General features: G+C 68.6%; 24 protein-coding genes and 3 pseudogenes. 18 read left to right on the top strand and 9 right to left on the bottom strand.

Annotated features, from left to right (window positions below):
• Positions 1 to 32: 32 nt before the first annotated feature.
• A complete protein-coding gene (locus ACQEVU_RS11750) occupies positions 33 to 689 on the top strand; it encodes a hypothetical protein (protein WP_433322759.1) in 657 nt (218 codons plus the stop codon).
• 119 nt (positions 690 to 808) lie between these two features.
• Here the strand turns inward: ACQEVU_RS11750 and ACQEVU_RS11745 are convergent, their stop codons facing one another.
• Complete coding sequence (locus tag ACQEVU_RS11745; protein ID WP_433322758.1) at positions 809 to 1624, bottom strand: hypothetical protein; 816 nt, start codon at positions 1622 to 1624, stop codon at positions 809 to 811.
• A 489-nt stretch (positions 1625 to 2113) separates the two neighbouring features.
• Between ACQEVU_RS11745 and ACQEVU_RS11740 the strand changes: the two genes are divergently transcribed.
• On the top strand, positions 2114 to 2737 hold the full coding sequence (locus ACQEVU_RS11740) for a DUF6928 family protein (protein WP_433322757.1): 624 nt from the start codon (positions 2114 to 2116) through the stop codon (positions 2735 to 2737).
• Between the two features lie 343 nt (positions 2738 to 3080).
• Here the strand turns inward: ACQEVU_RS11740 and ACQEVU_RS11735 are convergent.
• The 6 genes and pseudogenes from ACQEVU_RS11735 to ACQEVU_RS11710 form a co-directional block, all read right to left on the bottom strand.
• A pseudogene (locus ACQEVU_RS11735) lies at positions 3081 to 3350 on the bottom strand (ATP-binding protein); the annotation flags it as partial.
• 120 nt (positions 3351 to 3470) lie between these two features.
• Positions 3471 to 4460, bottom strand: coding sequence for a tyrosine-type recombinase/integrase (locus ACQEVU_RS11730; protein WP_433322756.1), 990 nt, complete (start codon positions 4458 to 4460; stop codon positions 3471 to 3473).
• A gap of 118 nt (positions 4461 to 4578) precedes the next feature.
• A pseudogene (locus ACQEVU_RS11725) lies at positions 4579 to 5115 on the bottom strand (tyrosine-type recombinase/integrase); the annotation flags it as partial.
• Positions 5116 to 5381: 266 nt separating this feature from the next.
• Positions 5382 to 6581, bottom strand: a complete 1200-nt coding sequence (locus ACQEVU_RS11720) for a tyrosine-type recombinase/integrase (RefSeq protein ID WP_433322755.1) — start codon at positions 6579 to 6581, stop codon at positions 5382 to 5384.
• A 138-nt stretch (positions 6582 to 6719) separates the two neighbouring features.
• Positions 6720 to 6806, bottom strand: a pseudogene (locus ACQEVU_RS11715) (IS21-like element helper ATPase IstB); the annotation flags it as partial.
• A 26-nt stretch (positions 6807 to 6832) separates the two neighbouring features.
• Entirely contained in the window at positions 6833 to 7402 is a 570-nt protein-coding gene (locus ACQEVU_RS11710; RefSeq protein WP_433322754.1) for a hypothetical protein, read from the bottom strand.
• A gap of 140 nt (positions 7403 to 7542) precedes the next feature.
• Between ACQEVU_RS11710 and ACQEVU_RS11705 the strand changes: the two genes are divergently transcribed.
• Positions 7543 to 7875, top strand: coding sequence for a hypothetical protein (locus tag ACQEVU_RS11705; protein ID WP_433322753.1), 333 nt, complete (start codon positions 7543 to 7545; stop codon positions 7873 to 7875).
• A gap of 212 nt (positions 7876 to 8087) precedes the next feature.
• On the opposite strand, the gene ACQEVU_RS11700 is transcribed toward ACQEVU_RS11705, so the two are convergent.
• Entirely contained in the window at positions 8088 to 8687 is a 600-nt protein-coding gene (locus ACQEVU_RS11700) for a DUF6193 family natural product biosynthesis protein (RefSeq protein WP_433334892.1), read from the bottom strand.
• A gap of 181 nt (positions 8688 to 8868) precedes the next feature.
• On the opposite strand from ACQEVU_RS11700, the gene ACQEVU_RS11695 reads away from it, so the two are divergent.
• The 4 genes from ACQEVU_RS11695 to ACQEVU_RS11680 all read left to right on the top strand — a co-directional run bounded on the left by ACQEVU_RS11695 (position 8869) and on the right by ACQEVU_RS11680 (position 12789).
• Positions 8869 to 9216 carry a hypothetical protein gene (locus tag ACQEVU_RS11695; protein ID WP_433322752.1) on the top strand — a complete coding sequence of 116 codons (348 nt, stop codon included), beginning with the start codon at positions 8869 to 8871 and terminating at the stop codon, positions 9214 to 9216.
• A 601-nt stretch (positions 9217 to 9817) separates the two neighbouring features.
• Complete coding sequence (locus ACQEVU_RS11690; protein WP_433322751.1) at positions 9818 to 10393, top strand: hypothetical protein; 576 nt, start codon at positions 9818 to 9820, stop codon at positions 10391 to 10393.
• A gap of 55 nt (positions 10394 to 10448) precedes the next feature.
• Positions 10449 to 12089: a hypothetical protein gene (locus ACQEVU_RS11685; protein ID WP_433322750.1), complete on the top strand. Its 1641-nt coding sequence runs from the start codon at positions 10449 to 10451 to the stop codon at positions 12087 to 12089.
• Positions 12090 to 12225: 136 nt separating this feature from the next.
• Positions 12226 to 12789 carry an ankyrin repeat domain-containing protein gene (locus ACQEVU_RS11680; RefSeq protein WP_433322749.1) on the top strand — a complete coding sequence of 188 codons (564 nt, stop codon included), beginning with the start codon at positions 12226 to 12228 and terminating at the stop codon, positions 12787 to 12789.
• Between the two features lie 221 nt (positions 12790 to 13010).
• Here ACQEVU_RS11680 and ACQEVU_RS11675 read toward each other — a convergent pair whose 3' ends face one another.
• Positions 13011 to 13817 (bottom strand): hypothetical protein, encoded by an 807-nt coding sequence (locus ACQEVU_RS11675; protein ID WP_433322748.1) that lies wholly within the window; start codon positions 13815 to 13817, stop codon positions 13011 to 13013.
• Between the two features lie 1079 nt (positions 13818 to 14896).
• On the opposite strand from ACQEVU_RS11675, the gene ACQEVU_RS11670 reads away from it, so the two are divergent.
• From ACQEVU_RS11670 to ACQEVU_RS11620, 11 genes are all read left to right on the top strand, one after another.
• Positions 14897 to 16825 (top strand): ParB/RepB/Spo0J family partition protein, encoded by a 1929-nt coding sequence (locus ACQEVU_RS11670; RefSeq protein ID WP_433322747.1) that lies wholly within the window; start codon positions 14897 to 14899, stop codon positions 16823 to 16825.
• Positions 16826 to 16995: 170 nt separating this feature from the next.
• Positions 16996 to 17421, top strand: coding sequence for a hypothetical protein (locus ACQEVU_RS11665; RefSeq protein WP_433322746.1), 426 nt, complete (start codon positions 16996 to 16998; stop codon positions 17419 to 17421).
• Positions 17422 to 17753: 332 nt separating this feature from the next.
• On the top strand, positions 17754 to 18404 hold the full coding sequence (locus ACQEVU_RS11660) for a hypothetical protein (RefSeq protein ID WP_433322745.1): 651 nt from the start codon (positions 17754 to 17756) through the stop codon (positions 18402 to 18404).
• 94 nt (positions 18405 to 18498) lie between these two features.
• Positions 18499 to 19305, top strand: a complete 807-nt coding sequence (locus tag ACQEVU_RS11655) for a hypothetical protein (protein ID WP_433322744.1) — start codon at positions 18499 to 18501, stop codon at positions 19303 to 19305.
• 128 nt (positions 19306 to 19433) lie between these two features.
• Positions 19434 to 20180, top strand: coding sequence for a TnsA-like heteromeric transposase endonuclease subunit (locus ACQEVU_RS11650; RefSeq protein WP_433322743.1), 747 nt, complete (start codon positions 19434 to 19436; stop codon positions 20178 to 20180).
• Between the two features lie 134 nt (positions 20181 to 20314).
• The gene (locus ACQEVU_RS11645; RefSeq protein WP_433322742.1) at positions 20315 to 22306 is read left to right on the top strand and encodes an integrase; all 1992 of its coding nucleotides are present in this window, start codon (positions 20315 to 20317) and stop codon (positions 22304 to 22306) included.
• Entirely contained in the window at positions 22303 to 23445 is a 1143-nt protein-coding gene (locus ACQEVU_RS11640; RefSeq protein WP_433322741.1) for a TniB family NTP-binding protein, read from the top strand. The genes ACQEVU_RS11645 and ACQEVU_RS11640 overlap by 4 nt, the downstream gene beginning before the upstream one ends.
• A 162-nt stretch (positions 23446 to 23607) precedes the next feature.
• Positions 23608 to 24447, top strand: a complete 840-nt coding sequence (locus tag ACQEVU_RS11635; RefSeq protein WP_433322740.1) for a hypothetical protein — start codon at positions 23608 to 23610, stop codon at positions 24445 to 24447.
• 44 nt (positions 24448 to 24491) lie between these two features.
• A complete protein-coding gene (locus ACQEVU_RS11630) occupies positions 24492 to 24686 on the top strand; it encodes a hypothetical protein (RefSeq protein ID WP_433322738.1) in 195 nt (64 codons plus the stop codon).
• Between the two features lie 157 nt (positions 24687 to 24843).
• The gene (locus ACQEVU_RS11625; RefSeq protein ID WP_433322737.1) at positions 24844 to 25335 is read left to right on the top strand and encodes an IS110 family transposase; all 492 of its coding nucleotides are present in this window, start codon (positions 24844 to 24846) and stop codon (positions 25333 to 25335) included.
• The gene (locus tag ACQEVU_RS11620; protein ID WP_433322736.1) at positions 25336 to 26244 is read left to right on the top strand and encodes a transposase; all 909 of its coding nucleotides are present in this window, start codon (positions 25336 to 25338) and stop codon (positions 26242 to 26244) included.
• Positions 26245 to 26366: the final 122 nt, after the last annotated feature.

Below are 26366 nucleotides of genomic sequence, written 5' to 3'. Positions count from 1 at the left end.
CGTGTCCTGATCGCAGGCCTCACCCAGCCGGGGTGATCGGCTCGGCCGCCCACGGATTCGGCAGCGAGTCGGCGGAGGGCGACGATCCGCACGGTGTATGGCTGACCTGGAAGTGCTTGAGGGTGGTCGACCGTAGAGATCACGAGACGCTCGGCTCTGACAGACTGGTCACCGTCGGTTACAAGCTCGAGCCGCGGCACACCAACGGCGGCATGACCGGAAGTCGCGTTGTGATCTTTTGGCGGGATGATTTCGTGATGCGGCGGCAGATCAGAACGCGGGCTGAGCGCATGCTCGGCTACGCGCGCGTCCTCGAGGCGCGGAACCCGGCGACCTCCCTGGATCGGCTTTGTGCCCTTGCCGACGACGATGTCCGCCCGGTCCGCGTCTGGGTGGCTCGCAACTTCCACACGCCCCGCGATGCGCTGGAACGACTCGCCCGGGACCAGGACGAGGCCGTCCGGTGGTGCGCCTCGTACGCCCTTACGCTTCCCGAGATCGCGCTGCGCTGGCGTGCCCACGGAAGGCAAGTGCCTGCGGCCGCACAGTCCAACGGCTTCCTGCACGACATGGTCCACCATCCGAGCATCCCAGAAGATCTCCGCGCCGAACTGCTCGCGGCTGGCCATTGTCAGCAGCGGTGCCCGCACCGACGCAACGTCACCATGAACGCGAGCGACACGCCATGAACCACTGTCGCGACGAGCACCTTGCGGCATGTGCGGAAGCCGGATCTTGGCGAGCTGGGCGTGGCGAGCAGGGGTCTTGTATCCCATGTCGGTCGACTGCTGTAGGGCCGGTGGTGGTGTCAGACTCCGCGCCAGGGCGGCGGCCGCCGGTGTCCCATGGCCTCGTACTGGGCGCACAGCTGTTCGGCACGCTGCCGTAGCGCGGCCGTGTCGGCCTCGGCGCGGAACCGTGCTGCCCAGAGTTCAGCCTCGAGCTCCAGCGCGGCCGCCTCCCACGGCTCTTGCGGACTGACACGTTCGCCGTCTCGGAGTCCGTCGACGCGCAAGGCGGCGTTGTTGAGCGCCTTGCGGGCCAGTCCGTGCCATCCGATGATCGCGCAGTACACCGGCTCGTCAAGATCGATGGTTGCCGGGTACGGCTGATCGGCTTTGCCCAGCCCCAGCGCGGAGAGCATCGCGAATGGCGCCGTGTCGGCGCCCTCGGCAGACCAACGGCGGTGTGCGGTCTGGTCGACGAGTGCCTCCAGCCGCTCAGCCGAAGGTGTCAGACCGCCGGCACCTGCCCAGCGGGCGAGATCGGCGGCAACGGCGCCGGCCGCCCGCGGCGCTTCGGGCTCGGCGTGTCGGTGCGGACACTCGTCGGCGGGGCCGGGAACGTGGAACGAGGTGCTCCAGCCATCCGCTGTTCGCGCATGAGCGCGCAGGCAATCGCTGTTGAACACCCGCATGGCGAGCACGGAGGTCGCGGTCGCCGCGACGAACCGCTCGCTCGCCTGAGGCAGCCCCAACGACAGCGGCGCACGGGTCTCGAGGAGCTGCCATCCATCGCCGAGCTCATACAGGTGCTCGTGCTGATACCCGAAGCCGCGTACCGCCTCGACATTCGCCAGCAGCGTCGCCGACCGGGCCAGTACGAACGTTCCCCAGAAGCCCACCAGCGCACGGTAGTCGACCGCAGATCAACACGACAGCAGCCCAAGCGCGCCCAGCGGCTATGAACGGAGGTCAAGCGGCCGGCGATCTCGCTGAACTCGCTTGATCGACCAGCCGCCGCAAGCGTCGGACCTCGATCATCGATCGAATCTCGATCAGGCCGCATGCTGAGGATCGTGAGGCCCTCTGGCCCGGGTTGTCTGTGGGCCAAGCGGAGCGTGACCGTAAGCCTGGCGCGAAGATCGGCCAGCTCGCGATCTGCGTCTGTCACGCCTCGGAATCGTGCCACGACAGACCGCACCGATGCCTCCTACACGCACTGACGGGCGGGCATGAGCACGCACCAGACCTTGGCATGCCCCACCTCGCGGCGCGAAGACCGCTGTAAACGTGGCATACGGAGGTGATCTGCCGAGGGCAGCCCATTTCGAGCTGCCCGTCGGGCCGACGGAGACACCGGGTACGGCGCCGTTCCCGTAGCGTGTCCGGGCATGGGTGCCAAGACAGCGCTGCTGATATATGCCGAAGGCGATGTGGCTCTGGCACTGCACGACGCGGTCGAGCTGGATCGTGCGGCGACCGAGGCGCTGGTGGCGCGGCTGCTGCCAGGGTTCGATGTGGTTGCGGTCGAGGACGGCAACCTGGGTTGGAACGTCAACCCGCCGGACGGCATGCTGTACGCCGGAGTGTTCCGGGGTCTCACAGTCATCTGCGCGGGCGAGCTGGGCGAGATCCGGCCTGGTGATCTACGGCCAGGTTGGCTGGCCGAGAGGGCGGGCCGACGCGTGATCCTGCACTCGATGCATAGCGTCTCGGACTTTCTCGGCTTCGCGGCCTGGGGCGCAAACGGAACGCTCGAACGAGCGCTATGTCTGAGCCCTGGTGACGGCATCGTTGAGGATCGCGGTGACCGGCTGCCGTTCGAGCAGGCGTACTGGGCTGGTCAGCATCCGGTCGGGGATGACGACGATGACGATGAGCCCTATCCGTTGCCGTTTCATCCTCTGGATCTCGGTGAGGCGCTGGCGGCGTTGTGCGGGTTCGTCAGCGAGGGCATGCCGCTGGAGGGTATGCCCGATCGGTACCGGGTGCCGTTGGCCGGCTTCCGGTTGTGATTCTGTCCGCGAGAACCGGAGCCGTTTGTAAGCGAGTTTCAGAGCCAGCTCGATCAGCCGACCATGATCGATGTCGGTGAGTTCGAGCGCCAACCTCGTAAGAATCAGACGCCTGCCAGGCGCTTGATCCGCCGGATCCGGCCGGGGTTTCCAGACGTTGGCGGGTGAGTGCGAGCATGTCGATCAGCCAGCCGGGTCCGCCGGTGATGTGCCTGGCTTGCGGGAGGGCGTCAACCTCGTGGTGGACAGCGGGACCAGCGCCGGCGAAGAAGTCTTCGCAGATCCCGAGTAGGAGCGGCAGCAGGTCGTCGTAGGGTTCGTCAGTGTCCATGAGCCGGCCGATTCAGGATGGCATGCGAGTCGTCTCTTCGGCGCGGGCTCGGGTCTGGGCAAGGCGGTAGGAGTCGGTGCCAGTCTCGATGATGTTGCCGCCGAAGGTGATGCGATCGACGATCGCGGCGCAGAGCCGCGGATCGGTGAAGGTCTTGGTCCAGCCGGAGAACGACTCGTTGGAGGCGATCGCGACGGACGCCTTCTCCTCGCGCTCGGTCAACACCTGGAAGAGGAGTTCGGCGCCGCGTTTGTCGAGTTACATGTAGCCCAGTTCGTCGATTTATGTCGAGTACGGCATAAGTCGATCTATGCCGAGACCGGGACTATGCCGATGACCGATCGCAATCGGTTGGTCGGACGCGTGGTGCGACGGTTGCTGTCGGCATAGTCCCGGGTTCGCTCACAGGCTGTCGAGGAACGCGAGGGTCTTGTCGGTGGGTCGATAGCGTCCGGGCTGTGTAGTGATGGGTGTGGTCAGGGCCAGGGCTTTCTCCTTGGTGGACATGTCGGCGTGGACGTAGGCGTCGGTGGAGCGGACGCTGGCGTGGCCGAGCCAGAGGGCGATGACGGTGGTGTCGACGCCGGCCTGCAGCAGCGACATCGCGCAGCTGTGGCGCAGGACGTGCGGATGGATGTCCTTGTCGCGCAGCGACGGGCAGCGGTTGACGGCCGCTTTGGTGTGAGTGTTGAGGCGTTGCGCGACGGCGTCGCGGCTGAGGCGTCGCCCGGTGCGGGTGGGGAACAGCGGGTCGGCGGGGCGTCCGGCGCGTTCGCGCATCCACGATTGCAGCAGGGCTTGGACGGGGCTGCCGAGCGGGACGGTGCGGTGTTTGCGTCCCTTGCCTTCGCAGCGGACGGCTGCGCCAGCGCCGAGGCTGATGTCGGCGCAGTTGAGGCTGGTGAGTTCGGAGACGCGCAGACCGGTTTGGACGGCCAGGGCGATCATTGCCTTGTCACGTCGTCCTTCCCAGCGTTTCGGGTCGGGCGCGGCGAGCAGGGCGTCGACTTCGGTGTCGGTGAGGAAGGTGATGGTCCGCTTGTCGAACCGTTTGGGTGGGATGTCCAGGACCCGCTGGATGAGCAGGGCGTGTTCGGGGTGTTGCAGCGCGGCGTAGGAGAACAGCGACCGGATCGCGGTCAGCCGGACGTTGCGGGTTCGGGCGCTGTTGCCGCGCTCGTCCTCGAGGTGGTTGAGGAACGCGGACACGGTGTCGGCGTTCAGGTCGTTCCAGTCCAGGGCGGCTGGGGTGGTGCCGGTGCGCTGCTGGACGAAGGTGAGCAGCAGCCGCAGTGCGTCGCGGTAGGCGGCGATGGTGCGTGGGCTGGCTTGGCGCTGCCGGGCCAGCCGGTCGGTGAAGAAGGCTTGCAGTGTTGCCGTGATCAGGGTCATGCGCGGGCCGCCTTCCCGATGCCTCCCGGCGGGCCGCGGCCAGTGCGAGCAGTTCGGGGGCCGCGGACAGATACCAGTAGGTGTGGGCTGGTTCCCGGTGTCCCAGATAGGTCGACAGCGACGGGATCTTGGCCTGGACATTGTCGCCGGTGCGATACCAGTGCAGCAGTGTGCGGATGGCGAAGGTGTGTCGCAGGTCGTGCAGCCGGGGCGGGTGGGCAGCGCCGGCGCCGATCCCGGCGGCGGTGATCAGTTGCCGGAACGTGGGGTGGACGACGGCATAGAGCAACCGTCGGCGGGTCAAAGAGATGAAGAACGCGGGGTCCTTGGGGTGCGGTGTCGTGTGCCGGCGCAACGCGTCGTAGTCGCGCAGCGCCTGCATGACGGTGTCGTGCAGCGGGACGAGCCGGGACTTGCCGAACTTCGATTCGCGGATGAGCAGCACGCCCTCTGTCCAGTCGACGTCGTCGCCGTCCAGGCCGATCGCCTCACCGACGCGCAGCCCGGCCGCGGCCAGCAGGCCGAGCAGGGTGCGGTAGGTCGCCGCCCGCAGCGGCTGCTCGATCGTGTCGGTCGCGGCGAGCAGTGCCGCAATGTCGGTGTCGGAGTAGAGGAACGGCTGCCGCCATCGTTGCCGGTAGGGCACCAGGCGCATCGGCGGGATCTCGGTGCCGGCGTCGATGCCGCTCAGGTAGCGGGCGAAGCCGCGGACCGCGGTGATCCGTCGCGGGCTGACCGTTGTCACCACGTCGCCTTCCCGGGATCGGACCCAGGCCAGCGCGGCCTGGACCGTCACCGTGGACTGGCCGTGCTCATCCATGAACGCGACGAAGTCCGGCAGCAGCCAGGCCGCCTCCGCCATCCGGTGTCCCAGCGCGCGACGAAGCCGCAGATAGTCCGCAAGATGCCCGCGCAGCCCGTTCATGCCGCGATCCCGGGCCATGGCTGGGCGACTTGGCGCAGCGCAGCGAAGTCGACCTTCGCATAGAGCGCGGTCGTGGCCAGATCCTGATGCCGCAGCACCTGACCGATCGCGGTCAGCCCGGCCCCCTGCCGCAACATCTGCGCCGCCAGGGCATGCCGCAACCGGTGCGGTCCCACCCGGTCGAGCCCGGCCCGGACGCAGGCGCGCTCCACCACATCGCCGACCAGGTCCGCGCGGATCGGCGCGAGCGGCGCTCGGCAGGTCAGGAACAGGTGCCGGTCACCCAGCCGGGGCCGGGCGTCAGCAAGGTAGGCGACGACGGCCTCACCGACCTCGGCCGGCAGCGGGAGCCGGTCCTCGCGCCGGCCCTTGCCCCGCACGACGATCTCACCGCAGCGCCAATCGACATCGTCGAGCCGCAGCCCGGCCACCTCGATCGACCGCAGCCCCAGCCGCGCCACCAGCATCAGGATCGCGTAGTCGCGGATCCCGACCGCACTGCCGCGCGGACACCGGTCCAGCAGCAGCTGAACGTCGGCCGGCGCCACCGTGGACGGCACCGACGCCAACCGCCACCCACCGACCGGAGGCACCGCCGTCCCCAGCCTCATCGCAGTGACACCACTGAGGTGCAGGAACCGCATCAGCGACCGGAGCTCGGCCACCCGGCCCTTCGCGGAGCCCGACGAAACCCGCCCACACTCCTGCAGCAGAAACACGTTCAGGTCCGCTCCGGTCAGCTGCTCCGGCGTAAACCGGCCACCGGTCATCGCGTGCCCAGTCAGGAACCGCCGGGCTGTGTTCTCGTATCGCAGCATCGTGGACGCCGACAGGCCGCGTTCGCGGTGCATCCAGCTGCGATAGCGGCCCAGCAACGGATCCAGCGGAGTCGCCGCGGGCCGCGCCTCGGGCACCACGCCGACCTCGCGCAGGAACGTCAGCAACGGCAGCCAACCCCGAGCTCCAGCCAACCTGCGCCGACCAGCCCGTCGACAGTCCAGCAGAAACTCTTGCACTCGGGCCTCGCTGAACTCGGCGACCTCGAGCTGTCTCCGGTCCAGCCACTGCCCGACCTGGCCCAGATCCTTGAGCATGTTCCTGACCGTCAGCGGCGTATAGCCACGCTGCGCCAACCAGTCCCGATAGCCATTGACCTGCGCCGCCAGCGCGCCGGCCTTCCGGCGTGGACTTCCCATCCTCATCACCCCTCTCACGGGAAGCGCGTGCTTCCCCTGATCAGGGCCGTGCCCGCCGCGGTAACTATGCCGACATCACGACACCGCTTTCACACGATCGAGGACCACCGATTCGGCATAGTCCCGATCTCGGCATAGGTCGATGCAGAGCAGGTCGACGCGGCCGTAGCGGGCGATGGTCTTGACGAGGATCTTGTCGTCGGCGGCTTCGACCAGCTCGTTGACGAATCCGAGGTCAGAACACTGATGAGCTATACGCCGTCAAAGGTTTGGCGGAGCGTGAAAGGCGGCGCGGTGTCATCCAGCGGCTCGACGCTGCCGCCAGGATCGGCGGCATATGCATGGCCATCCTGCACGTAGAAGTTCAGCCAGGGGTGCAGCGACAGTTCCTCACGCGCCTGGCCGATCCACCCTTGCGTCAGCGACCACCGCGCCAACCAGGCCGGCACCACCGACATCAGCTCATACATGGCATCGTCGAGAACGAAAGTCCGCACGAACAACCCGAACGAGCTCGGCTGGTTCGAGTACGGCCGCTGGGCAATCAACGACTGGATGCCGCCGCCCGGCAGAACGTCGTCCGGCTCCGTGACCAGGCAAGGCCAGTCAATCTCCAGCTCAGGATCTTTCGGCAGCTGCTCGGCTAGACCAAGGTGGAAGCGGAGCTCCTCCAGGAACGATTCGGGCACTTCGGGCCGCAGACGCAGCGAGAGCATCCACTCGTAATGCAAGCTCAACAGCTTCTCCCCACCAACGCGCGCCTTGATCCACTGAGGTGCATCGCCAATGTAGCTGCCATGAGACCCGAGATCCTCAGCCATCGCAGACCCGGAGAGCACCGCTTGCTCAGCGTCGGCCAACCCGGGTGGCGCTGAAACTGAGCGACACAAACTTGGCCGCGATCAGAGTGGCGCTGGACGTCAGCGACATCCGGCGCTCGAAGTGACCGACAAAGCCACGGTTGGGTGTACCGAGGCTAATACTGAAGCGATCGCACGGCCGCCCGATCGCGCAGCCGTCGGCCCTTGATGTTGAGTCGCAGGTCCACCGGCTCGGTAACGGGCTCGATTATCTGATCGTCGACATGGGCGGCGAGAACTACCTGCAGGCGGCAGTCGGGGGTCGATTCGAGATCCCGGCCGGAGTGTGCTGGGTCGAACGGCGCGAGGGCAGCCCGGATCTTCACTTCCGATGCGAAGTCGACACGCCTGAGGAAGTCGCTGAGATCTTCCGCGGTTACCTCGTGAACCAGGACGGTTGGGGCGACCGCCACTGGGAGCAGATCTGGCTGTAGCCGACCGACTCCCGAGACGCCCGGCGAAACAGCCCGGCCAAAGAACTGCCAACTCGCACGTCTACCGGCAGAACAGGAAGCCTCAGCCCAGCCGAGCCTCTCACTCGCTGTTACCAGCGGTGTCCTGCCACTGCGCAACACCCGCGGCATGTCCGCGCACCTGATCAATGCGGCGGGTTGGCGCGCCTTTCAAAGCGATCCCAGGTGAGCGGCTACCAAGCGGCAGCCGCGGTGGCTGCCCTCGTCGCCGCGCTGGCGGGGTCTTCGGCGGGTCCGGTCCGGCCGCCGTAGACGTGTACCTGGTGGTTGCTGTTGCCGCATGGGTGGAGGACGATGCCGCGGTGATCGTGGCCGGGGACATGGTCTGGATGGAGCAGGTGCAGGGTGCCGTGGCTGATCCATGGCCGCAGAGCCCGCAGCGTCGGGTGTAACGCGACCGCCGCGATGATCGGGCGGAGATACGTTTCGCCGTGTTCGGTGAGCAAGCTCCACTGCGCCTCGACGGCGGCGGCTGGGGTGGGTGCCTGAAGATACGGTGCCGCATCGCAAAGTTCTGGTACGGCCAGGCCGTCCTGCCAGCCCTGCATCGTGGTGACGACGTCGTCCAGGCTGGGCGTGTGTCCCCAGGCCACGAGGTTGTCGCTCGCCCAGACTGTCACCACGCAGGTGGCGTCGGTGCGCTGGCGGACGCTAATGAAGCCGTTCGAGGAGAACAGGATCGCAGCGACCGGGCCGAACCGGTCCCGGCCGGCGCGGACCTGAGCCAGGGAATGCCCCGATAGTTCGCCACGACGACGCAGATCCTCCAACATCGACACACCGAGACAATACCGATGCACATCGCGCCGCACCCTCGGCATGACCGACCCTGCACGCGATGCGGCAGCGTGAACGTGATCTTGTCGATATATGTCGTCTCTTCCCGGGATTTGGGCCCTGCCCCAGGTGCTGTGGGTGCCTGTACGAATCGCTTGGCGGGGCGGTCGTTAGGTTGTGTCGGTTGACGCGCCCGACCTCGACATCGCCGAGATGTGGCGGGCCTACTGCCATCGCAGGTTCCCAACTCGGCTGCGGGGCGCAGAGGTCGGCGGCATCGATGTGGTCCTGCTCGACGCCGACACGGCAGGATGCGTCAGCGCATGGTTGGCCAATGGTGGCCAGCTCGACGCCGCAAGGTTACGGATTCTCACGTCCTGCGTCACGAACGTCGCCGCGGCACTGACGGTGTTCGCCGACGGGGAGGAGCGGTACTACCTTGAGCAACTACATATCTTGGCCGCGGCGACGGCCCGGAAATGTAGACCACTCGAGGCCACGGCCGGCCACGAGGCCGCACGTTGACGAAGGTCAGCCTCTGGGACCACAGCGACGGCGGACCGGACCGGACCGGGTGCGGCACTGCCGTGCTGTACGCGGCTGCTCGCGTTCGGCACGTGGCTGCTGGCATACTGAGATCATGATGTCGACCCGAAAGGGCCATGCCGCGTAGCCGGCCCGGCGCCCTTCGCGCTCAACTACCCTGCCGCCAGGACCGCACCCGCTTGGCGCCTTGTCGGACCGTGATTGCGGGTGTCGGTGCCGCGACGGGGGGCAGCGATCCTCCGGTGGGAGATCGCCCATCCGCACCTGAGCGTCGGTTCGGTCGCTAGAGCGCTGTCGGTCTGGTCGCACCTGGCCCAGGGGCCGCTGCAGCGGCTCATCGATGCACTCGACGGTACCGGCTGTCCGTGCTGTGCTCAGGCGCCCGAGCAGCGTGATGTCCTGCAGGCCGCCCTGGCCGGCGTGTCTGCGTGTGCTGCCCGTGACCTGCGGCGGCTGGTCGGTCCAATGGATGATCTGGTGCTGCGCCGTACCGTTCCTGGCCCGTACACCCCACCGGGAATGCCGTGGTGGTACGGCCGATGCTGATTGACCCGGTCCGCCCATGTCCGGGGTGTTCGCTGTGACGACGATGTTCGAGTTCGACTCTGAGGTCTGGGGACATGGCTGGGCCCAGGCCGCCCTCCGCCACGGCGACCAGGACGCGATCCTGGATGCCTCCTACATCACCCGGGCGCTGGTCGACCTGCTGCGTGCCCTTGTCAGCTTGGTCGACGGCTACCGGGAGGGGTACGTCGAGTGGTGTGAAGAGCCGGGAGAGTACCGGTGGCGCCTACGCCGCGAGCCGGACCAGGAGGATGTGGTGTCCGTGGCGGTGCTGTGGTTTCCCCGTTGGGAAGGGATCCCCGACGACGGTGAGCGTCGGTTCGACACCCGGCTGAAGCTGGCGGACCTGGTGACAGCGATCGTTGCGGCGGCCCGAAGAGTCCTCGACGACATCGGCGTCGCCGGCTATCGCCAACGGTGGGGTGAGCCGTTTCCCAGCCTGGAACTGCAGATCCTCGAACCTGGCTGGCTTCGGTACTCCTGCCTGAGGCGGCCGGAGCCGGCGCCACCGACCGCATGCCGGCCGCCGCGACCGGCACCGACCAGCGCCGGACCCCCAACCATCGATACCCGAGGACACTGCCATGAATGACGACCAGCCCCCCGTAGCGATGGGTCTGGACCCGGCGAGTAAGGGCCGCGTCGTCGTGCGCCGGGTGCTCGCCGATGGATGCTTCCGGGAGATCGGCCTGCCCAGGATCGTGGTGGAGTCTCCGGCCGGAGACCTGATCGCCGTGGGCGGCATTCTGGGCCGCCCGCTGTGGCAGGGGGCAAGTGTGGAGTCCCGCTCGACCCGGGGTGTCGGTTGGGAGCCGGTCGGGGTGTACCGCGCCGACGATATGCGGTGTGTTCACCTGTTCACCTCGCGGTGGCCGGTCAACGCGTTCGCGTTCCATCCCAGCCTGCCGATCCTGGCGGTGGGCACTGGGTCGTACGACGGCGGGTACTGCTATGAGGGGCAACTGCTGATCCTTGACCTGCGCACCGGCAGCCGGGTCTCGGTGCTGGAGTGGACACTCATGGTGGAAGCCCTGACCTGGTCGGACGCCAGCACCCTGGATGTGGTGTTCGCCCCGTTGACCGACGAGGCGGATGCCGGCAAGGACGGGGCGCCACCCCGCTCGATCCATGCCACGCTGGTCCGCGACGACTGGGGTACGGCCCGACCGAAGATGATCTCCTGGTCGCGCCGGAGCCTCGACGGCGCCACCCGGGTGCCCCGATGTGCCCCACCAGATCCGGTGCTGGCGACCGCCGCCCTCCAGGCGATCTGCGCCCGCCGTTCGGCCCGGTGGACACCCCGCCGGTCGGTGTGGGCGATTGAGGTACTGCCTGACGGGCGGATCCTGGCCGGGCTGGAGGGCACCACCCTGGAATGCTGGCCACCCGACGCCGCCGCACCGGCCTGGTCGGTGCCGGCCGCCGAGGGCCGCGGCTGCCAGATCGCCCTGAGCACCACCGGCCAGCAGGCGCTAACCAACACCCTGCCGATGCGGTACGACCCGACGGCAGCGAGTCTCGTCCACTGTGTGTCTGTGGTTGACGGCACCGCCCGCACCGCCGCGACGGTGGACCACCCCGCAGTGCTGATCACCCGGACCGACGGCACGATGGCTCTACGCGACGCCGGCCACGACCCACGCGCAGCGCATCCCATCACCGTGCTCGACCCGACCGGGGCGGCGCGCGGCCGGCTCACTACGTCCGGGTACGACCTGTTCAACCATCACTTCCCGATCCGCGACGCCCCGGATCTGCTGATCCTGCTGGGTGAGACATCCCGGCCCTCGCGGAACAAGTGGGTGGCCACGATCGAGCCGGCGGGTGAAGAGCCCGGCTTCACGATCCGGCGGCTGTTTCCGCTGGAATGGGACCCGGACCGCAACAGACACCTCTTCGGCGGCCCCGGCGTGTTCCTCCGCGACGCACAAGGGGCGGCCATCATTCACGCCACGGCAATCCACGACGGCGCCGGCCTGCTGCCGGGCAACGCGCTGATCGTTCGCCGCGACTACCCCACCGGACGTCTGCGCTGGGAGTACCACCTCGACAACCAGATCACGGCGCTCGACGCCGACGGTGCCCGGATCGTCGCCACCACCAACCTCGGCGAGCTGCTGATCCTCCATGCCGACGACGGGGCGCTCTTACACCGCCAACACCTGCGTCTCAACGGCCATGCCATCGTCCCGCTGTCGCTGCGGGTAGCCGATCCGAACCGGGCCTGGGTCGGCACCCACGACGGCCGTATCCTCGAAATTGAGCTCAGCATCACCGGCGATTACTGACGGCGATCGACCTCGTGATCCGGAGGAATACGCCATCTGACTGCGGCAGATGTGCGAACCCGCGCACTGCGGCCGGTACTGCCGACGACCGCCCGACGGTGGATCTGGCGAGTGTCGATCAAGCTAATGTTCAGGCATGGACGCGCTGCGAGAGGGCCCGCTGCACGTTGCCGCCCAGGCTGGCGATGCGCAGAAGGCCGCTCGGTTGATAGCCGAGGGCGCGGTCGTGGACGCTCGTAACTACCGGATGTACACGCCGTTGCACATCGCCGCCGGGATGGGGGCTTCCGACGTCGTCGAGGCGCTGCTGGCCGCAGGCGCGGACGCCGGGGCCCTCACGACATTCCAGGGCACGCCGCTGCATGAAGTGGCCCATGGTCGAGTCGGCCATGGCGATGCTCGAGTGGAGATCATCGACAGACTTCTCGAGGCCGGCTGCCCACTCAACGCGGTCGACAGCACCGGACGCACCGCGCTTTGGTACGCGGCGGCCACCGGTACCACGCCATGGTCGCCCGAACAGCAGGCCACCTGCTTCCGCGTCCTGCAGCACCTGCTGAGTCGAGGCGCTGATCCCAGCATCGCAGCACGCGGCATGCAGGGCCGGCCGATTGACGCGGCTCGGGGACTACACCAAGCCAAGAAGTACCGAATCACATGGGCTGAGGGCGCCGCGCTGCTGGAGCAGCACGGCCAGTGAACAGATCAATTCCCGATCGGTGAAACCCAGGCGCCCGACGCGCGCTCATCGGCATCATGCGCGTGCCGGTGACCCACTCGCCACGACGCTCCGTAGCGAGCTGATCGCGGCAGAAGTGCGCACCTGACCTTGCGCCCGGATCGCGGCCACGACCGTCTTCCTCTGGAGCGCGAGCGGCACTCGCGCGGTGTAGCGCGCATCCCGCCGCTGTGCGCCCTCGGTCAGTACTGACCTCGGTCGGGAAGATCACGTATGACGCGGGGTTCCTCGAAGTTTCGATTGTCGATGACGATGTCCGCTTGTTCGGCGGGGCGGATCTCGGCCAGGTAGAGCTCCTCGCCAGGGATGTAGTAGGTGCGGTAGCGCTCGGCCGCGGCCTCCGCCGAGTCCATCCACGCCTGGTCGCGGACCGTGCCGCGGTACAGCACATCCGCTACTTCGATGTGGAGGTAGACGCGCAGGTCCCAGTGCCGGGACAGGGCCGGTTTCTGCAGGAAGCCGCCGTCCGCGATGAGGATCGCGTCGTCCGAGGTCTCCTGGACGCCGGAGTCGATCGGCGTGCGACCGCTGAAATCCATGATCTGCGTGCGGTAGCGGCGGTTGCCGCCGGGACCGAGCGGCACCAGCAACTCATCGCGGATGGCGTCGACGTCGAACATCTCGAAGTAGTAGCTTTCCGGCGAGCCGGGCGGATATTGCGTACGCAGGTCAACATGCCGTTTGAAGTGGTCGACCGTGACTCGGAGCACGGGCCGCGCCGTCTTCCCCCGCAGGGTGGCGGCCAGCTCGTCGGCGAGGGTCGTCTTGCCGGCAGCGGAGTGGCCGTCGATCCCCACCCGTGTCGGGTGATCCAGTCGCAGCGCGAGGATCCGGTGGGCCAACCCGTCGAGTACCTGCTGCCGTGCCATGGTCATCGAACGTTTGTTGTCAGAGGTCGGATCGGCATCGCCACAGAATGCCGCGTCGACGGACAGGCCCGCAAATGTTCGCGGAGGCGTAGTCCTCGTGCTTCCACGTTGACCCGGCACCTGCGCACGCTCATCGGCATGTGTTCGCGCCGCCCACTCGACGAGATCGACTACGCAGCGTAGTTTCGGCGGGCAAGCTGTTCATCATGCTGAGGCCAAATATGACTGTCCCGGCGGGCCGGTCCCGTCGTCATGGCCACAGCCGCCACCGCCTCCGAACGGACAGTGCTCGACGCAGTCGTGATGCGCCCGCCGTGGACTGCCGCGGGGGTGCCCGGCAGTAGCCCGGACCTGTGGGCTTCAGCATGTTCGGCTGGCCTGGCATCTGCTGCGCCCGGGCGGCTGGCTCGTCACCGTCGTCCCCGACAGCCTCGCCTCGCGCGAGAACACATAACAGCAGCAGGCACGGGCGCTCCTCGAGCACCAGGGCAGCCACACGCCGCTGCCCGCCGACGCGCTCACCGCATCCGGGCCGACGAGCCCACGCCTGATCGCGCGGCTGACCAAACCACTCCGCAGCGGCCAGCCGGAGTACCTGCTCACGACACCGCAGCAGCCGGCGGTCCGCGTCGAGCGGCCCGTGTTCACCGGCGTCGCGGCCGCGGGCCGGCCGGTCCAGGTCTGGTCCGGCGAGAGGGGTGGCCAGGACCGGGTCGTGCGCTACCGCGGCCGATGCGTGCCGGTGGCTGCTATGGAGCTGCGACGACGGCAACAACGACCCCCGCGGTGTGCTGGGCGAGTTCAGCGCCGGCAGTCTGGACCCGGACGAGTACGGGATGACCGGACCGCAGGTCGGTCTGTGTCACCGCTGCGGCTACGACGGCGGACACCTCCGGGCCGCCTACCAGCGTGCCGTGCCGCGTTGGAAACAGCTAGCAGCAAAACGGACGGCGTGCCGCGTCCGCCGCCGGCCGCGGGCGGCCGGATGCGGTTGCTGGCCCTTGATCCTGGCTGGCCGCGGCTTGCCCCGCAAGGCCCACCCGGACAGCTCGCCCTCTCCGGCGCAGGGGCCGCAGGGGTGGGTCTTGCGGGCCGGCGCCGATCGGCCGGCCGGGCGGATCGGGCCAGCACCGCACACCGGCTCGCACGACGGCCGATGGCGGTGCACCGTTTCTCACTCCTTGTGGAGGACGAGCACCATGCGTACAGCAGTCCTGCAGTCCCCGGCCGACCCGGCCACCACGGATCTCGACGGCACCGGCCTCGACGCCACCGACCTGCGTGACGGCACCGAACTCAACGAGCCGGAGCCCGGCGAGCAGCCCGACACCACCGACGACGCGACCACCACGGACCCGACCGGCGACGACCCGGCGGACGACGGCGCTGAGCTGCCGCCGCTCGTGACCGCGTACCTCGACGCCCGCGAGCTCGTCGACGACCCGAAGAACCTGCGCAAGAACCTGCGGGAAAGTCTCGGGCTCACCCCCGAGCCGCTGGCTGATGACCCCGACATCGAGGAACTGCGGACGCTGGTCGACGGCGACCTCGAGGACCTTCCGGCGAGTGTCCGGCAGCTGGCGCAGCTGAAGGCGTCGATCAAGCAGGTCGGCATCCTCCAGCCGCTGGTGGTCGTCCCGGCACCCGGCCGCCACGGCGCCTGGCAGATCGTGATCGGCCACCGCCGCAAGTACGCCTCGATCCTGGTGCGCAAGTTCCACGTACCGTGCATCCTCGCCACGGACTACGACGAGGTGAAGCGCATCCTGGCGCAGCTGGCCGAAAACGTCCACCGCGTCGGCCTGACCGCCTCGGAAGAGGCCGAGGCGTTCGAGCAGCTCACCCTCCTGAACTGGACGACCGAGCAGATCGCCGCCGTGCGCGGCGTGACCGAGGAGACCGTCGTGCGCAGCCTGCGCCTGCGCAGCCTGCCCAAGGCGGTATCCGCGGCCCTCGACAGCGGCCAGCTCAGCCTGGACGAGGTCGACGACATCGAGGCCCTCAGCGACCACCCGACCGCCCTGTCCAAGGTCCTCAAGGTCCAGTCGGGCTGGAGCCGCCGGCACACCCTGGCCAGCGAACTGTCGAAGATCGCCTCCGCGAAAGCGAAAGAACTGGCCAAGGCCAAGCTCGTCATCGACGGCGTCACGGTCACCAGCAAGCCGGCCGGGTTCGGGTACACCAGCACCGCCGTCGACGTGCGGCAGCTCGTCGACGCCGCCGGCAACCGCCTCGACCCCGACACGGTCAAGACGCTGCCCGGCATCGCCGCGTTCGTGGAGAAGGTCGGCAGCGGTGCCGAGACCGTCATCTACTGCACCGACCCGGCCAAGTACGGCTACACCAAGTTCAAACCCAGCTACGGCCGGCAGCTGTCCGACGAGGAGATCGCAGCACAGGTCGAGGCCGAACGGGCCCGGGCCGCGTTCCTCGACGCGCTCGAGGCCGCCAAGGGACTGCGCCGCCAGCACATCCTGGCCACCTACGGCCCCGCCAAGGGCGCGAAGCGGCTCTTCCTCGCCGCGCTGCGCCAGGACCTCATCCGCGTGCACCAGATCAGCTACGCCGACGTCGACGGCCTCTACGCGAACCTCGGCGGCAGCAGCGACGACGTCCTGCGCACCGCCGGGGAGGACCGGCTGCGGCGCAGCTGCGTGGCCCGGTGGATCTGCGCCCAGGAACGCAACCTCACCCGCGCCGCCGACGGCTGGGGATTCGACCGTACCGCCGTCGCCGACTGGTACGCCCAGCTCGTCGCGGACGGCTACGGCCTCGCCGACGCCGAGCAGCAGCTCCTGGACTCCCTCACCCGCACCAACGACCACGACGACGAGGACGACGAGGACGACAACGGAGAAGACGAGAACGGCGCGGACGGACAGCAGCCCGGCGGCTCGTCCGACGAGACGGACGAAGACCTCGCCGACGCGGTGGCAGACGTGACCGTGAGCGCCGCGGGTTCCGACGGCCCGGTGCAGTCGGACACCGACGGTGCGTCCGGCATCGAGGAAATCGACCTCGACCAGCCCGCCGACGACCACAGCCACGGCCACGGCGGCGATGACGGTGGCGACCTCGGCCAGGAGCTGGACGACCTGGTCGACGCGGAGCTCACCACCACCGGCTGAACACCGCTCGCGCCGGCATCCGCCCGGACCGGCGGGGCTCCACGCGTTTCGTGGCGCTCCGCCGGTTTCGCGTGGCGGGCGCACGCCGCACGGGGCCGGCCAGACCGGCCCCGGGCCGACGCATCACCCACCGACCAGCCGTACGCCCGTGACCGTGATGGAGCGACCACATGACTGATCTCAGCGCCGAACCTGAGCATCCGACCGGCGAGCGTCACCCGGACACCGCCATCGTCGACGAGCTCACCGCGTACCTCAACAGCACGACCGACCCGTCCGGCGCCGACCTCATGAACCTCGTGGGGCAGCTCATCGCCGGCAGCGGCCGGCCCCTGCTCAACGAGACGTGGGACGTCACCGCCGAGGTGACCGAGGACCGGTACGGCCTGGTCACCGCCACGGTCACCGCCGGGCCATACACGATCCGCGTCGCCCAGCCCCCAGCCGGGCCGGCCGACCTGCAGGTGGCTGTCACCAGCGGCGACACCGAAGCCGACGGTGACGACTGGGGCCTGGCCATCACCGTCGACGACCGGGCGGTCCTCGACCCGATGCCGAACACCTGGCGCAGCACGTCCCCGCCGACCTGCACCTGACGAAGGAGACCCGTCCATGAACCACACCACGCAGACCGAGGCCTGGCGGAAGATCCGCGCCTGCGCCGACGTCAGGGCGGGCCGGCTGACCGGCCGGTGCCTGCGCCACACGTACCTGACGCCGGTCCTGCCCGGCACCCTCACCGAGGACGCCGCCCTGCAGCTGCACGCCAGCGTCTACCCGTCGCCCGCCACCCCGCCCGGCCCGGACACCATCTGGTACGTGGTCTCCTACGACGACACCCCCGTCGCATGGCTCACGCTGCAGGCCGAGGTCGTCACCCCCGCCCGCGGACCTCACCGACTACCAGCGCCACATCCAGACCCAGGCGGTGGCGGCGCTGTCGCACCTCACCCGCACAGCCCTGCTGGAACTGGCGAAGCTGCGCGACAAGCGCAACCACCGCACCCACAGCGACCCGCCGTGGGCCCGGCCGGACGGCCGCCCGGCCGACGCCGGCACGCGCATCCTCGTCGCCGCCCCGGCCGATCCGACCCTCGCCTTCTGGACCCGCGTCACCGCCGACCTCCGGGCGAGCTGGCTGCACGTCGCGACGGTGACCGGCGCCGCGGAGGGCAACGACGCGCTCATCCTGGACGTCCACGGGTACGGCGCGTACGGGGAGCGCCGCGCCCGGTTCGACCTGCCGATCCTGTGCACCGTCGAACACCTCGCCGCCGAGCATCACCTGCCGGCCGCGGCGATCGGGACCTGGCTCGACCTCGCCGGCGCCAGCACCACCGACCCGGCCCCCGACACCGTCACCGCCGCGTTCGACGACGCCTACGCCGGCATCCACCAGACCCGGCACATATTCGCCCGTACCGAATGCGACCGCAACGGCTGGACCCGTGCGTTCGGCGCCGCCGGGATCCCGGACCGGTACTTCAACCTCGACGCGTTCACCGAGCACCTGTTCCGCTCCGAGGTCGGCGGAGTCGAACTCCCTGACGAGCGCATCGCGGTGTTCCGCCGCCCGTAGGCGGCACCGCCAACCCCGGCAACCGCCTCGCCCATGCCCATCCCCCGCCCCGGCGCATCAGGCGCCGGGGCCTTGCTGTTTCAGGAGCCTGCTCATGCCCGAACTCGCCACCACCTACCGGGTCCGGCGCCCGCTGACCGCCGCCGAACTCGAGAGTCTCCGTGACCGCATCGACACCGCCCCCAGCACCGTCGAGCTGCTGCACACCACGGTCACCGGCGTGCTGGACGCCCTGCTGGCCGACCTCGGCGACAGCGTCACCAACTACGGCCCGCAGGCACCGATGGACCCGCGGCAGTACGCGATCCCCGCCAGCCAGTGGGCGGCGATCGCCGACGCGGCGGTCAACCGGGCGCAGGCCTTCGGCACCGCCGTCGAACTGGGCCTCAACCTGATCAACGTCATGCCATCGACGTACGACGACCCCGACGTCCCGGCGCCGGACCTCGCCGTCCGCGAATACCGGCCCGACCGGTACCGCATCGACGTCACCCGGCAGGCCGCCGACGAGATCACCGCCTGCGAACAGCACCTGCAGGCCCTCGCCGACGCCTACGGCCCCGGCAGCGACCGCTACCGAACCGCCCTGGCCAGCTGGCACCGGCAACTCGCGAACCTCTTCAGCACCAGCCGCGGCGCCGAGACCAGCGTCCACCGCGACGGCCCGCTCTGCCTGTACGTGACCGCCAGCTCCGGCTTCGTCTACGGCGTGATCTTCCACGGCGAGCAGCGACGCTGCACCGCGCCCGGCTGCACGGCCGTCGCTGACGACGACCCGCAAAACCCCACCGCCGTCATCTGGCGACCGGCGCCCACCGCCGCGAGCGTGCTCGACCACGAACACCAGCCCAGCTACCCGGCCGGCGCGCCGCAGCCGGGCATCTGGTCCGCGCACTCCTGACCAACACCGAACCTCACCAACATCCGAAGGCCGTTGTAGGAATCCGGCGAGTCGTGTAGCGACTCATCGATTCGTGTAGTAGAACGTGGAGCGTTGCCGCTCAATCGTAGAGCAGGAAGCGGGTCCGCGTGGGCCACGATGTCGCTGGCGAACGTCCTGTCGATCTGGTTCGGGTGCGCTACATCGACCGGGATGGCAGGGAGCACCTGACGCCGCTGGATCGGGTCACTGCGGTGCCGTTCGAGGACGGGCGGATGGCGCGCCGGGTGCCGAGCTACCGCGGTCAGCGGCACACACCGGGTCGCTACTGGTCAGCCACAACGGGCCAGTTGCTGGAGTACGAGAGCTATCTGGAGTCGAAGTGGCTGACGTTGTTGGACTTCGACCCGGCAGTTGTCGGATATTCCGTCCAGCCGCTGGAGTTCGATGGCGTGGACGGCAGGGGCGCGTGGCGTCACGTCCCTGATGTGTTCGCCCGGCGCGATGACGGCAGTGGCTGGCTGTTGGACGTTAAGGATCCCAACCGGCTGGGATCGTCGAAGGTCACACTGCAGCGGCAGCGGACCGCACGGGTGTGCGCTCGGTTGGGCTGGGACTATCAGATGGTCGGTGAGCCGCTCGAGCAGCGGTGGGCGAATGTGTCGTGGTTGTCGGGGTACCGCCGTCCGCCGAACCTGGGGGCGGAGTTGATGCCGCGGCTGGTTGGGCTGGCCGGTCGGCCGGTCACAATCGGCGATCTCCTCGGCTTCATGGAGTACCCCGACATCGCCCGGGCGGTGCTGTTCCATCTGTGCTGGAAGCAGCGGATCGTGTTCGACCTCGACGCGCCGCTGCGGGAGTCGACGCTGGTCGTGGCCGGCGAGGTGGCCCAGTGAGGCCGCCGCTGCGGCTGAGGCCGGGCAGTTGGATCGAGTTCGAGGCGCAGCGGCACCGGGTCACCGGTTTGGTCGATGGGATGGTCCGGCTGCGGTCCGAGGCCGGAGGCGAGCAGCTCATCCTTGCCGGCGAGTTGCTGGCGCACGCCTCGTTTCGGGCCTCGATCGAGGCCGAGCCTGTGGTGGTTCCGGCGGCACCGCGGCCGGATCCCGGGCCGTTGTTGGACGCTCTGCCGGAGGATCAGCGGGCCGCGGTGCGCGCAATGCAGGCGCACCTGTTGGAGATGACGACGGGGTTCCGCACCGGTCTGGCGGCATCGGCACAACCCGACGAGCCTCGGGTGGAGTATCACCCGTCGTTGCCGTTACGGGCCAGGGTGCAGGCAAAGGCTACCGAGCTCGGCTGCGGACCGTCGGTGGTGTGGAAACGGCTTCGTCAGTGGCGCGCGCACGGGCTGGCCGGGCTGATCGACGGCCGGACGGTGCGGCTGTCCAATCCACTGGGCGGGGCTGATCCGCGGCTGATCGAGGCGATCCTGGCGCAGCACGCCGCCGCTGAGGTCGACGACTCAACCGGGGACCTGGCCCGGCTGCGACGGCGGGTGCAACGCCGGCTGGACGGGCTGCACGGCCCCGGAGTGGTGACGGTGCCGCCGCCGTCGACGTTCAACCGGTACGCCGCGGCGGCGCTGCCCGGCCGCTACACCACCGGGGCGGCCACCACCCGGCGCAGCGCCGACAATCAGCCGGACAAGGTCTACGGGGTGATCACCGCCAGCCGGCCCGGCGAGATCGTCATGCTCGACACGAGCTGGCTGGACGTGCTGGCCTACGATCCCGAACTGGACACCACCCTGTCCGTGGAGATCACCATCGCGGTCGACGTCTGCACCCGCAGCCTGCTGGCCTGGCGGCTGAACCCGAAGGGCACCAAGGCCGTCGACGCGGGGTTGGTGATCGCCGACGCGCTCACTCCGGAGCCGATGCGTCCGGGCTGGCCGGATTCGGTCCGCCACGCCATGTTGCGGCTGGCCTGCCAGCCGCTGCTGTCGCAGGATGAACGGTTCGCCGCGGCGGCTGCGCGCCCGGTCATCTTCCCCGAGACGATCATCATCGATCATGGCAAGGCGTTCGCCTCCGAGACGGTCAAGAACGTCTGCCGCCGGTACGGGATCACGGTGCAGGACGCCCGCAAGTATCAGCCGACGGATAAGCCGCAGGTCGAGGCGGCATTCAGAACGATAAGATCACAGTTCGCTCAGCACGTGGCCGGGTACAAGGGCTACAGTGTCGCGCACCGCGGACGGGACGTGGCCGCGGTCGCCCGGTGGACGATCGAGGAACTGGAGGAGTTCTTCGCCCAGTACGTCGTCATGGTGTATCAACGGCGTCGCCACACAGGGCTGGTGCTCCCCGGATTCCCGCAGCTCAGCCTGTCGCCGAACGACGCCTACCGCACCGCGGTCGCCGTGGCCGGGTACGTCGCGGCGCCGGCGGATGCGGGTCTGTTCCTGGAACTGCTACCGATCGCCTGGTGCACGATCCAGCACTACGGGGTGCAGCACAAGTATCTGCGGTACAACGGCAAGGTCCTGCGCAAGTACCGGGGCATGGACTACCCGTTCCATCAACGCCACCAGAAGCCGGAAACCCGCGACAAGTGGCCGGTCCGGATCGACCCCCGAGACCTGACCCAGGCGTACTTCCACGATCCGTTCACCGACGCCTGGCACACCCTGCGGTGGAACTATGCGCTGCGGGGCACCGAACCGTTCACCGATGTGACATTGCACCAGGTGAAGAAGGAACTCGCCGCCCGTGGCCGTGACCCGGCCGACGAGCAGGAGATTGCCGCGGCGCTGCTGGACCTGCAGAACCGCACCGACGCGCCTGAGGCGGCCACCGCAGCGCATCGCAGGGCCCGCGCTCGCGACACCGAACGCGCCCGCACCGCCGCCCGGGACCGGGCCCGCGCGGACGTGATCGACGCCGATCCTGACCCACCTGCCGGGACCCGGCCGGTGTTGCGCGCCGTGCCCACCGCCGGCGAGGACTTCGACATTGACTTCGACCAGGTCCACACCTACGACGTGTGGGCCGGCCCGACCGGCGGGATACAGAGGTGAGCGACGACGGCAGCACCGCTAACGCCCGGCATCCGGGCCTGGTCGAGCCGCGCACCAAGGAGGACTGGCGCTGTTACCTCGGCTACCAGTCTCCGGCCCGGCCAGCGCTGCCGTCGTGGTCTGACTACCAGGCGATGGACACCGGGGCGCGGCGCAGGTTCAACCACGACCGCGGCCGCCACCACAGCGCACTGGTGCTGGCGTGGACCCCACCCGTGCTGCACTTCGAGGAGCTGATCCTGGAACGGTTACAGGCCAACGAGGATGCCCCCGCCGGAGCGCGACCCGGGCTGCTCATCGACGGCCCACCGACCGTCGGCAAGAGCACCCTGGTGAAGATGATCGCCCGCAGATTCGAACTCGGGCTGCGAGAGGACTTCCCTGAACGCTTCGCCGCGGACCGCCTCGGCGACTACGTGCCGGTGGTCTACCTGTCCGTGCCGGACTCGGTGACGCCGAAGCAGATCTCCCTCGCACTGGCCCGCTACCTCCACATCCCGGTCTCCAGCGGCAAGCCCACCAAGGACGACATCGACGAACTGGTCCTCACGGCGATCCGCCGGTGCGGCGTCCAGCTCTTGATCTTCGACGACCTGCATTTCCTGGACTGCACGCAGCGGGAAGGACGCGCCTCCAACGACCACATCAAGTACCTGGCCAACCACGCCGCCTGCACGATCGTCGGGACCGGGGTCGATCTGGAGACCAGCCCACTGCTGTCCGAGGGCCGCGGCGCCGACCGCAACACCCAGACCGCGGGCCGGTTCAGTCACCACCGCCTGCAACCGTTCACGGTGGCCACCAAGCAACAGGCCGAGCAGTGGATCGGCGTGGTCGCCACCCTGGAGGACGCGCTCGTGCTCCACCGCCATGCACATGGCAGCCTGGCCCGCCGGCACTGGCGCTACCTGCACGAACGAACCGGCGGCAGCATCGCAGCCCTGCACGACCTGATCCGCCTGGCCGCGATCCGCGCGGTACGCCAGGGCGCCGAGGCAGTCACCCGCGAACTGCTGGACACGATCACGTCGTCGTACGCCACCGAACGCCAGTACGCCAAGGTCGTCGGCGGCCGACACCAGCAACGCACCAGTTCGACCCGTTCCGCCCCACCCGCCAAGCAGGCCAAACCCGCCTGAACCGCGGGCCGCGTCACCATTCACTGGTGTGCGGCTCCACCGTTGCGGCGCGAGACGATCACCCACCGACAAACTCGATCTCTTCGTTTCGCCGGTACCGATACGCTGCGATCATGCGTCCGGTCCGATCCGACTACTCGTGGCTGCCCGAACATCAGCACCATGTGGTCTTCACGCCGGCCCCACGCGGACGAACTCATCGACTGGGCGGGCCAGGTTCTCATCGACTACCTGAAGCCTGGGCCGCTGGAGTTGGTGAACACCGCGGATGGCGAGCTTTGTCACGTCAGAGTGGCGCGAGTCGCGCCTCTTCCTGCGGCTGTTCCACGGCTCGTTGCCGATGCGTTGACGCAGTTGCGAGCCGCGATCGAGCACACGCTCTTTGCGGAGGTGGAACACCAGATCGGTCGAAGGCTTGATGCCAGCGAGGCTCGCCGCATCGAGATGCCGGCGACCACGAGTAACGATGGATTCTCGGACTGGCTACGGCAGCGACGTCGACTTGATCTTCTGCCCCTGCTCGACGGCTCGCCGCTGGTTGCTCGGCTGCGCGATCTTCAGCCGTTCAACCGTCGCGACGCGGACAACCACCCTTTGCGTGTGCTGGCCGAACACACCAATCTCGCCAAGCACCGCACCCCAGCTGTCGCCGCCACCTTCATCGCCGAAGTCATTCCTGACGTCAAGGATCCAGACGTCGTCATCAGCCCAAACTCTGGCCGGCAGGTGCTTGCGGGAGACACGTTGGTCACAGGTCCGCTCTACAAGCAAAGACCGATTTCGATCTGGCCGAAGGTGTCGATCCAACGACCGCACACCGAGACCTGGCACGTACTCATGAAAGAACTCGGCTACGTCGAAGAGTGGGTGCGTACCACCGCAATTCCGACTTTGGTGACTGGCACACGTGATGTCTCCCCGCTACCTCCGCAGATCGATGTCGGCGTCGGATACGGAGATATTCAGGAAGCGTTGTCCGTGGCGAGATTCACGCCGCCGTGAAACGATCCGAGCGGAAGATCCTCGCATCCGTGGCACGAGATGGCATGGCCGAGGCACTCGCGCTGCACCCGGAGGCCCCACCCATCGCCGCGATCAAGGCCTGGGCTGAGGCGCTGAACGACGACCAAGTGCTGGAACGACAGGAAAGACTCGGAAGGCTCGGACGCCGAAGCGACCTGCAGCAACTGGATACTGTCGTGCGCGGCCTACTCGAAGAGGTAAGGCAACAGTCCGAGTAGTGCCCCCGGATGCGGTCGCGAGAGGTGCGGCTGGCACCAGCGGATGAGAACTCGTCCGCCACTGACGGTGAGTAATCGGTGGACGCGGGCTGGCGCCCGGATCGCGGCATAGAAAGACGTTCTGCGTGTCGATGCGGGATGTAGGAACGTCCTCCTGATGCGCTTGTCGGGCTTGGTGTCCCATCGCAGGAGGAGGACGTTCGTGGGTAACGGTAGCGGTGTGTCGCGTGGTGATCGCAACCGCAATACGCGGCTGGCCCGGTTGCGGGAGCTGGTGCCGTTGTCGAACGCGATCGTCGGGATCGATCTGGCCGACGCCAAGCAGATGGTCGTCGTCACCGATCACGATTCGAAAGTGCTTGCCCGCAAGACGTTCCGGTGCCGGGCGTGGAATCTCGGTGTCGCGCTGGACTGGGCGGCGGCTCAAGCAGCCGGGAAAGGGTTCACCGGGGTGACGGTGGCGTGTGAACCGACCGGTCACCGGTGGCGGGTTGTGGGTCAGCTCGCTGCGCAGCGGCAGATGCCGTTCGTGTGTGTCCAGCCGATGCTGACCTCGTGGGCGCGGCGCAGCGAGGACCTGACGTTCGACAAGACCGACGAGAAGGACGCGGTCCTGATCGCCCGGCTGACCACGCAGCTGCGCTGCTAAGTGCCGGAACCGGTCGACGAAACCTGGGGCCGACTGCGGCATCTCGGCGCGCGTCGGGAACAACTCCTGGTCGAGGCGGTCAGCCAGGTGCAGCAGATCCGCGCGTTGCTGGAGTGTGTGTGGCCGGCCGCGCTCGACGCCGCCCGGCAGCCGTTTCGGTCCTCGACCTGGACCGCCGCGATCAGCGTCGTGCTGGACCGCGACCACGGTGACCTGGCCCTGACCCGTCGCCGCGGCGCGGCCCGGTTCGAGCAGCTGGTCCGCCGGGAAATCCTGCGCCGCGGCCGGCAACGGCCATGTCTGCGCATCGTGCAGCAGGTGTTCGCCGCGCTGAGCGACTCGGCAGGAGTGATCGCCCACCGCCCGGGCGCCCTGGAACGGGTCGCGCTGCTGCTGGGCGACTGGCTGGAGACCCGGCGGCGGCTGGCGGAAGCCGAAGCCCGCATGACCAGCGTGCTGGACGAACTGCAGCTGACCGGCCTGGTCACCTCAATCACCGGACTCTCCGCGGTCGGCGCGGCGGCGATCCTGGCCGAAACCGGTGACCCGAAACGTTTCGCCACCGCCCGTGCGCTGGTCAAACACGCCGGCCTCGCACCCCGGGAAAAGCTGTCCGGTACGTTCAAAGGCCGAACGAAGCTGACCGGACAAGGCCGCCCCGGACTCCGGCTGGCCGCCTGGCGCGCCGTCTGGGGCGCGCTACGCCCCAACCCCGTCTACGCCGCCCGGTTCGCCCACCTGACCACCCGCGAACACAACAAGCTCACCGTCACCCAGGCCCAAGCCGTGATCGCCGCGGCGATCCTGCGCCACCTGCACGCCGTCATCACCACCGGCAAACCCTGGAACCCGCTCACCGCCACCTACGGCACCCGACAGCACCCGACAGCACTGCCTATCGCCGCCTGACGGTCAGGCGAGCCAAGCTGGGTCGGGGCAAGCCCCACGCGGCATTGAGGAACCACCGTTACCTCGACGCTCATCATGGGCAGCCCCGCCCGTCGTCCCACCAACCCGATTACACGCTGCCG

The sequence above is a fragment of the Dactylosporangium sp. CA-139066 genome (genome assembly GCF_050936175.1).
In the GTDB taxonomy this organism is placed as follows: Bacteria; Actinomycetota; Actinomycetes; order Mycobacteriales; family Micromonosporaceae; genus Dactylosporangium.
The sequence above is the reverse complement of the archived record's forward strand: the minus strand, read 5'-3'. Positions and strand labels throughout refer to the sequence as shown.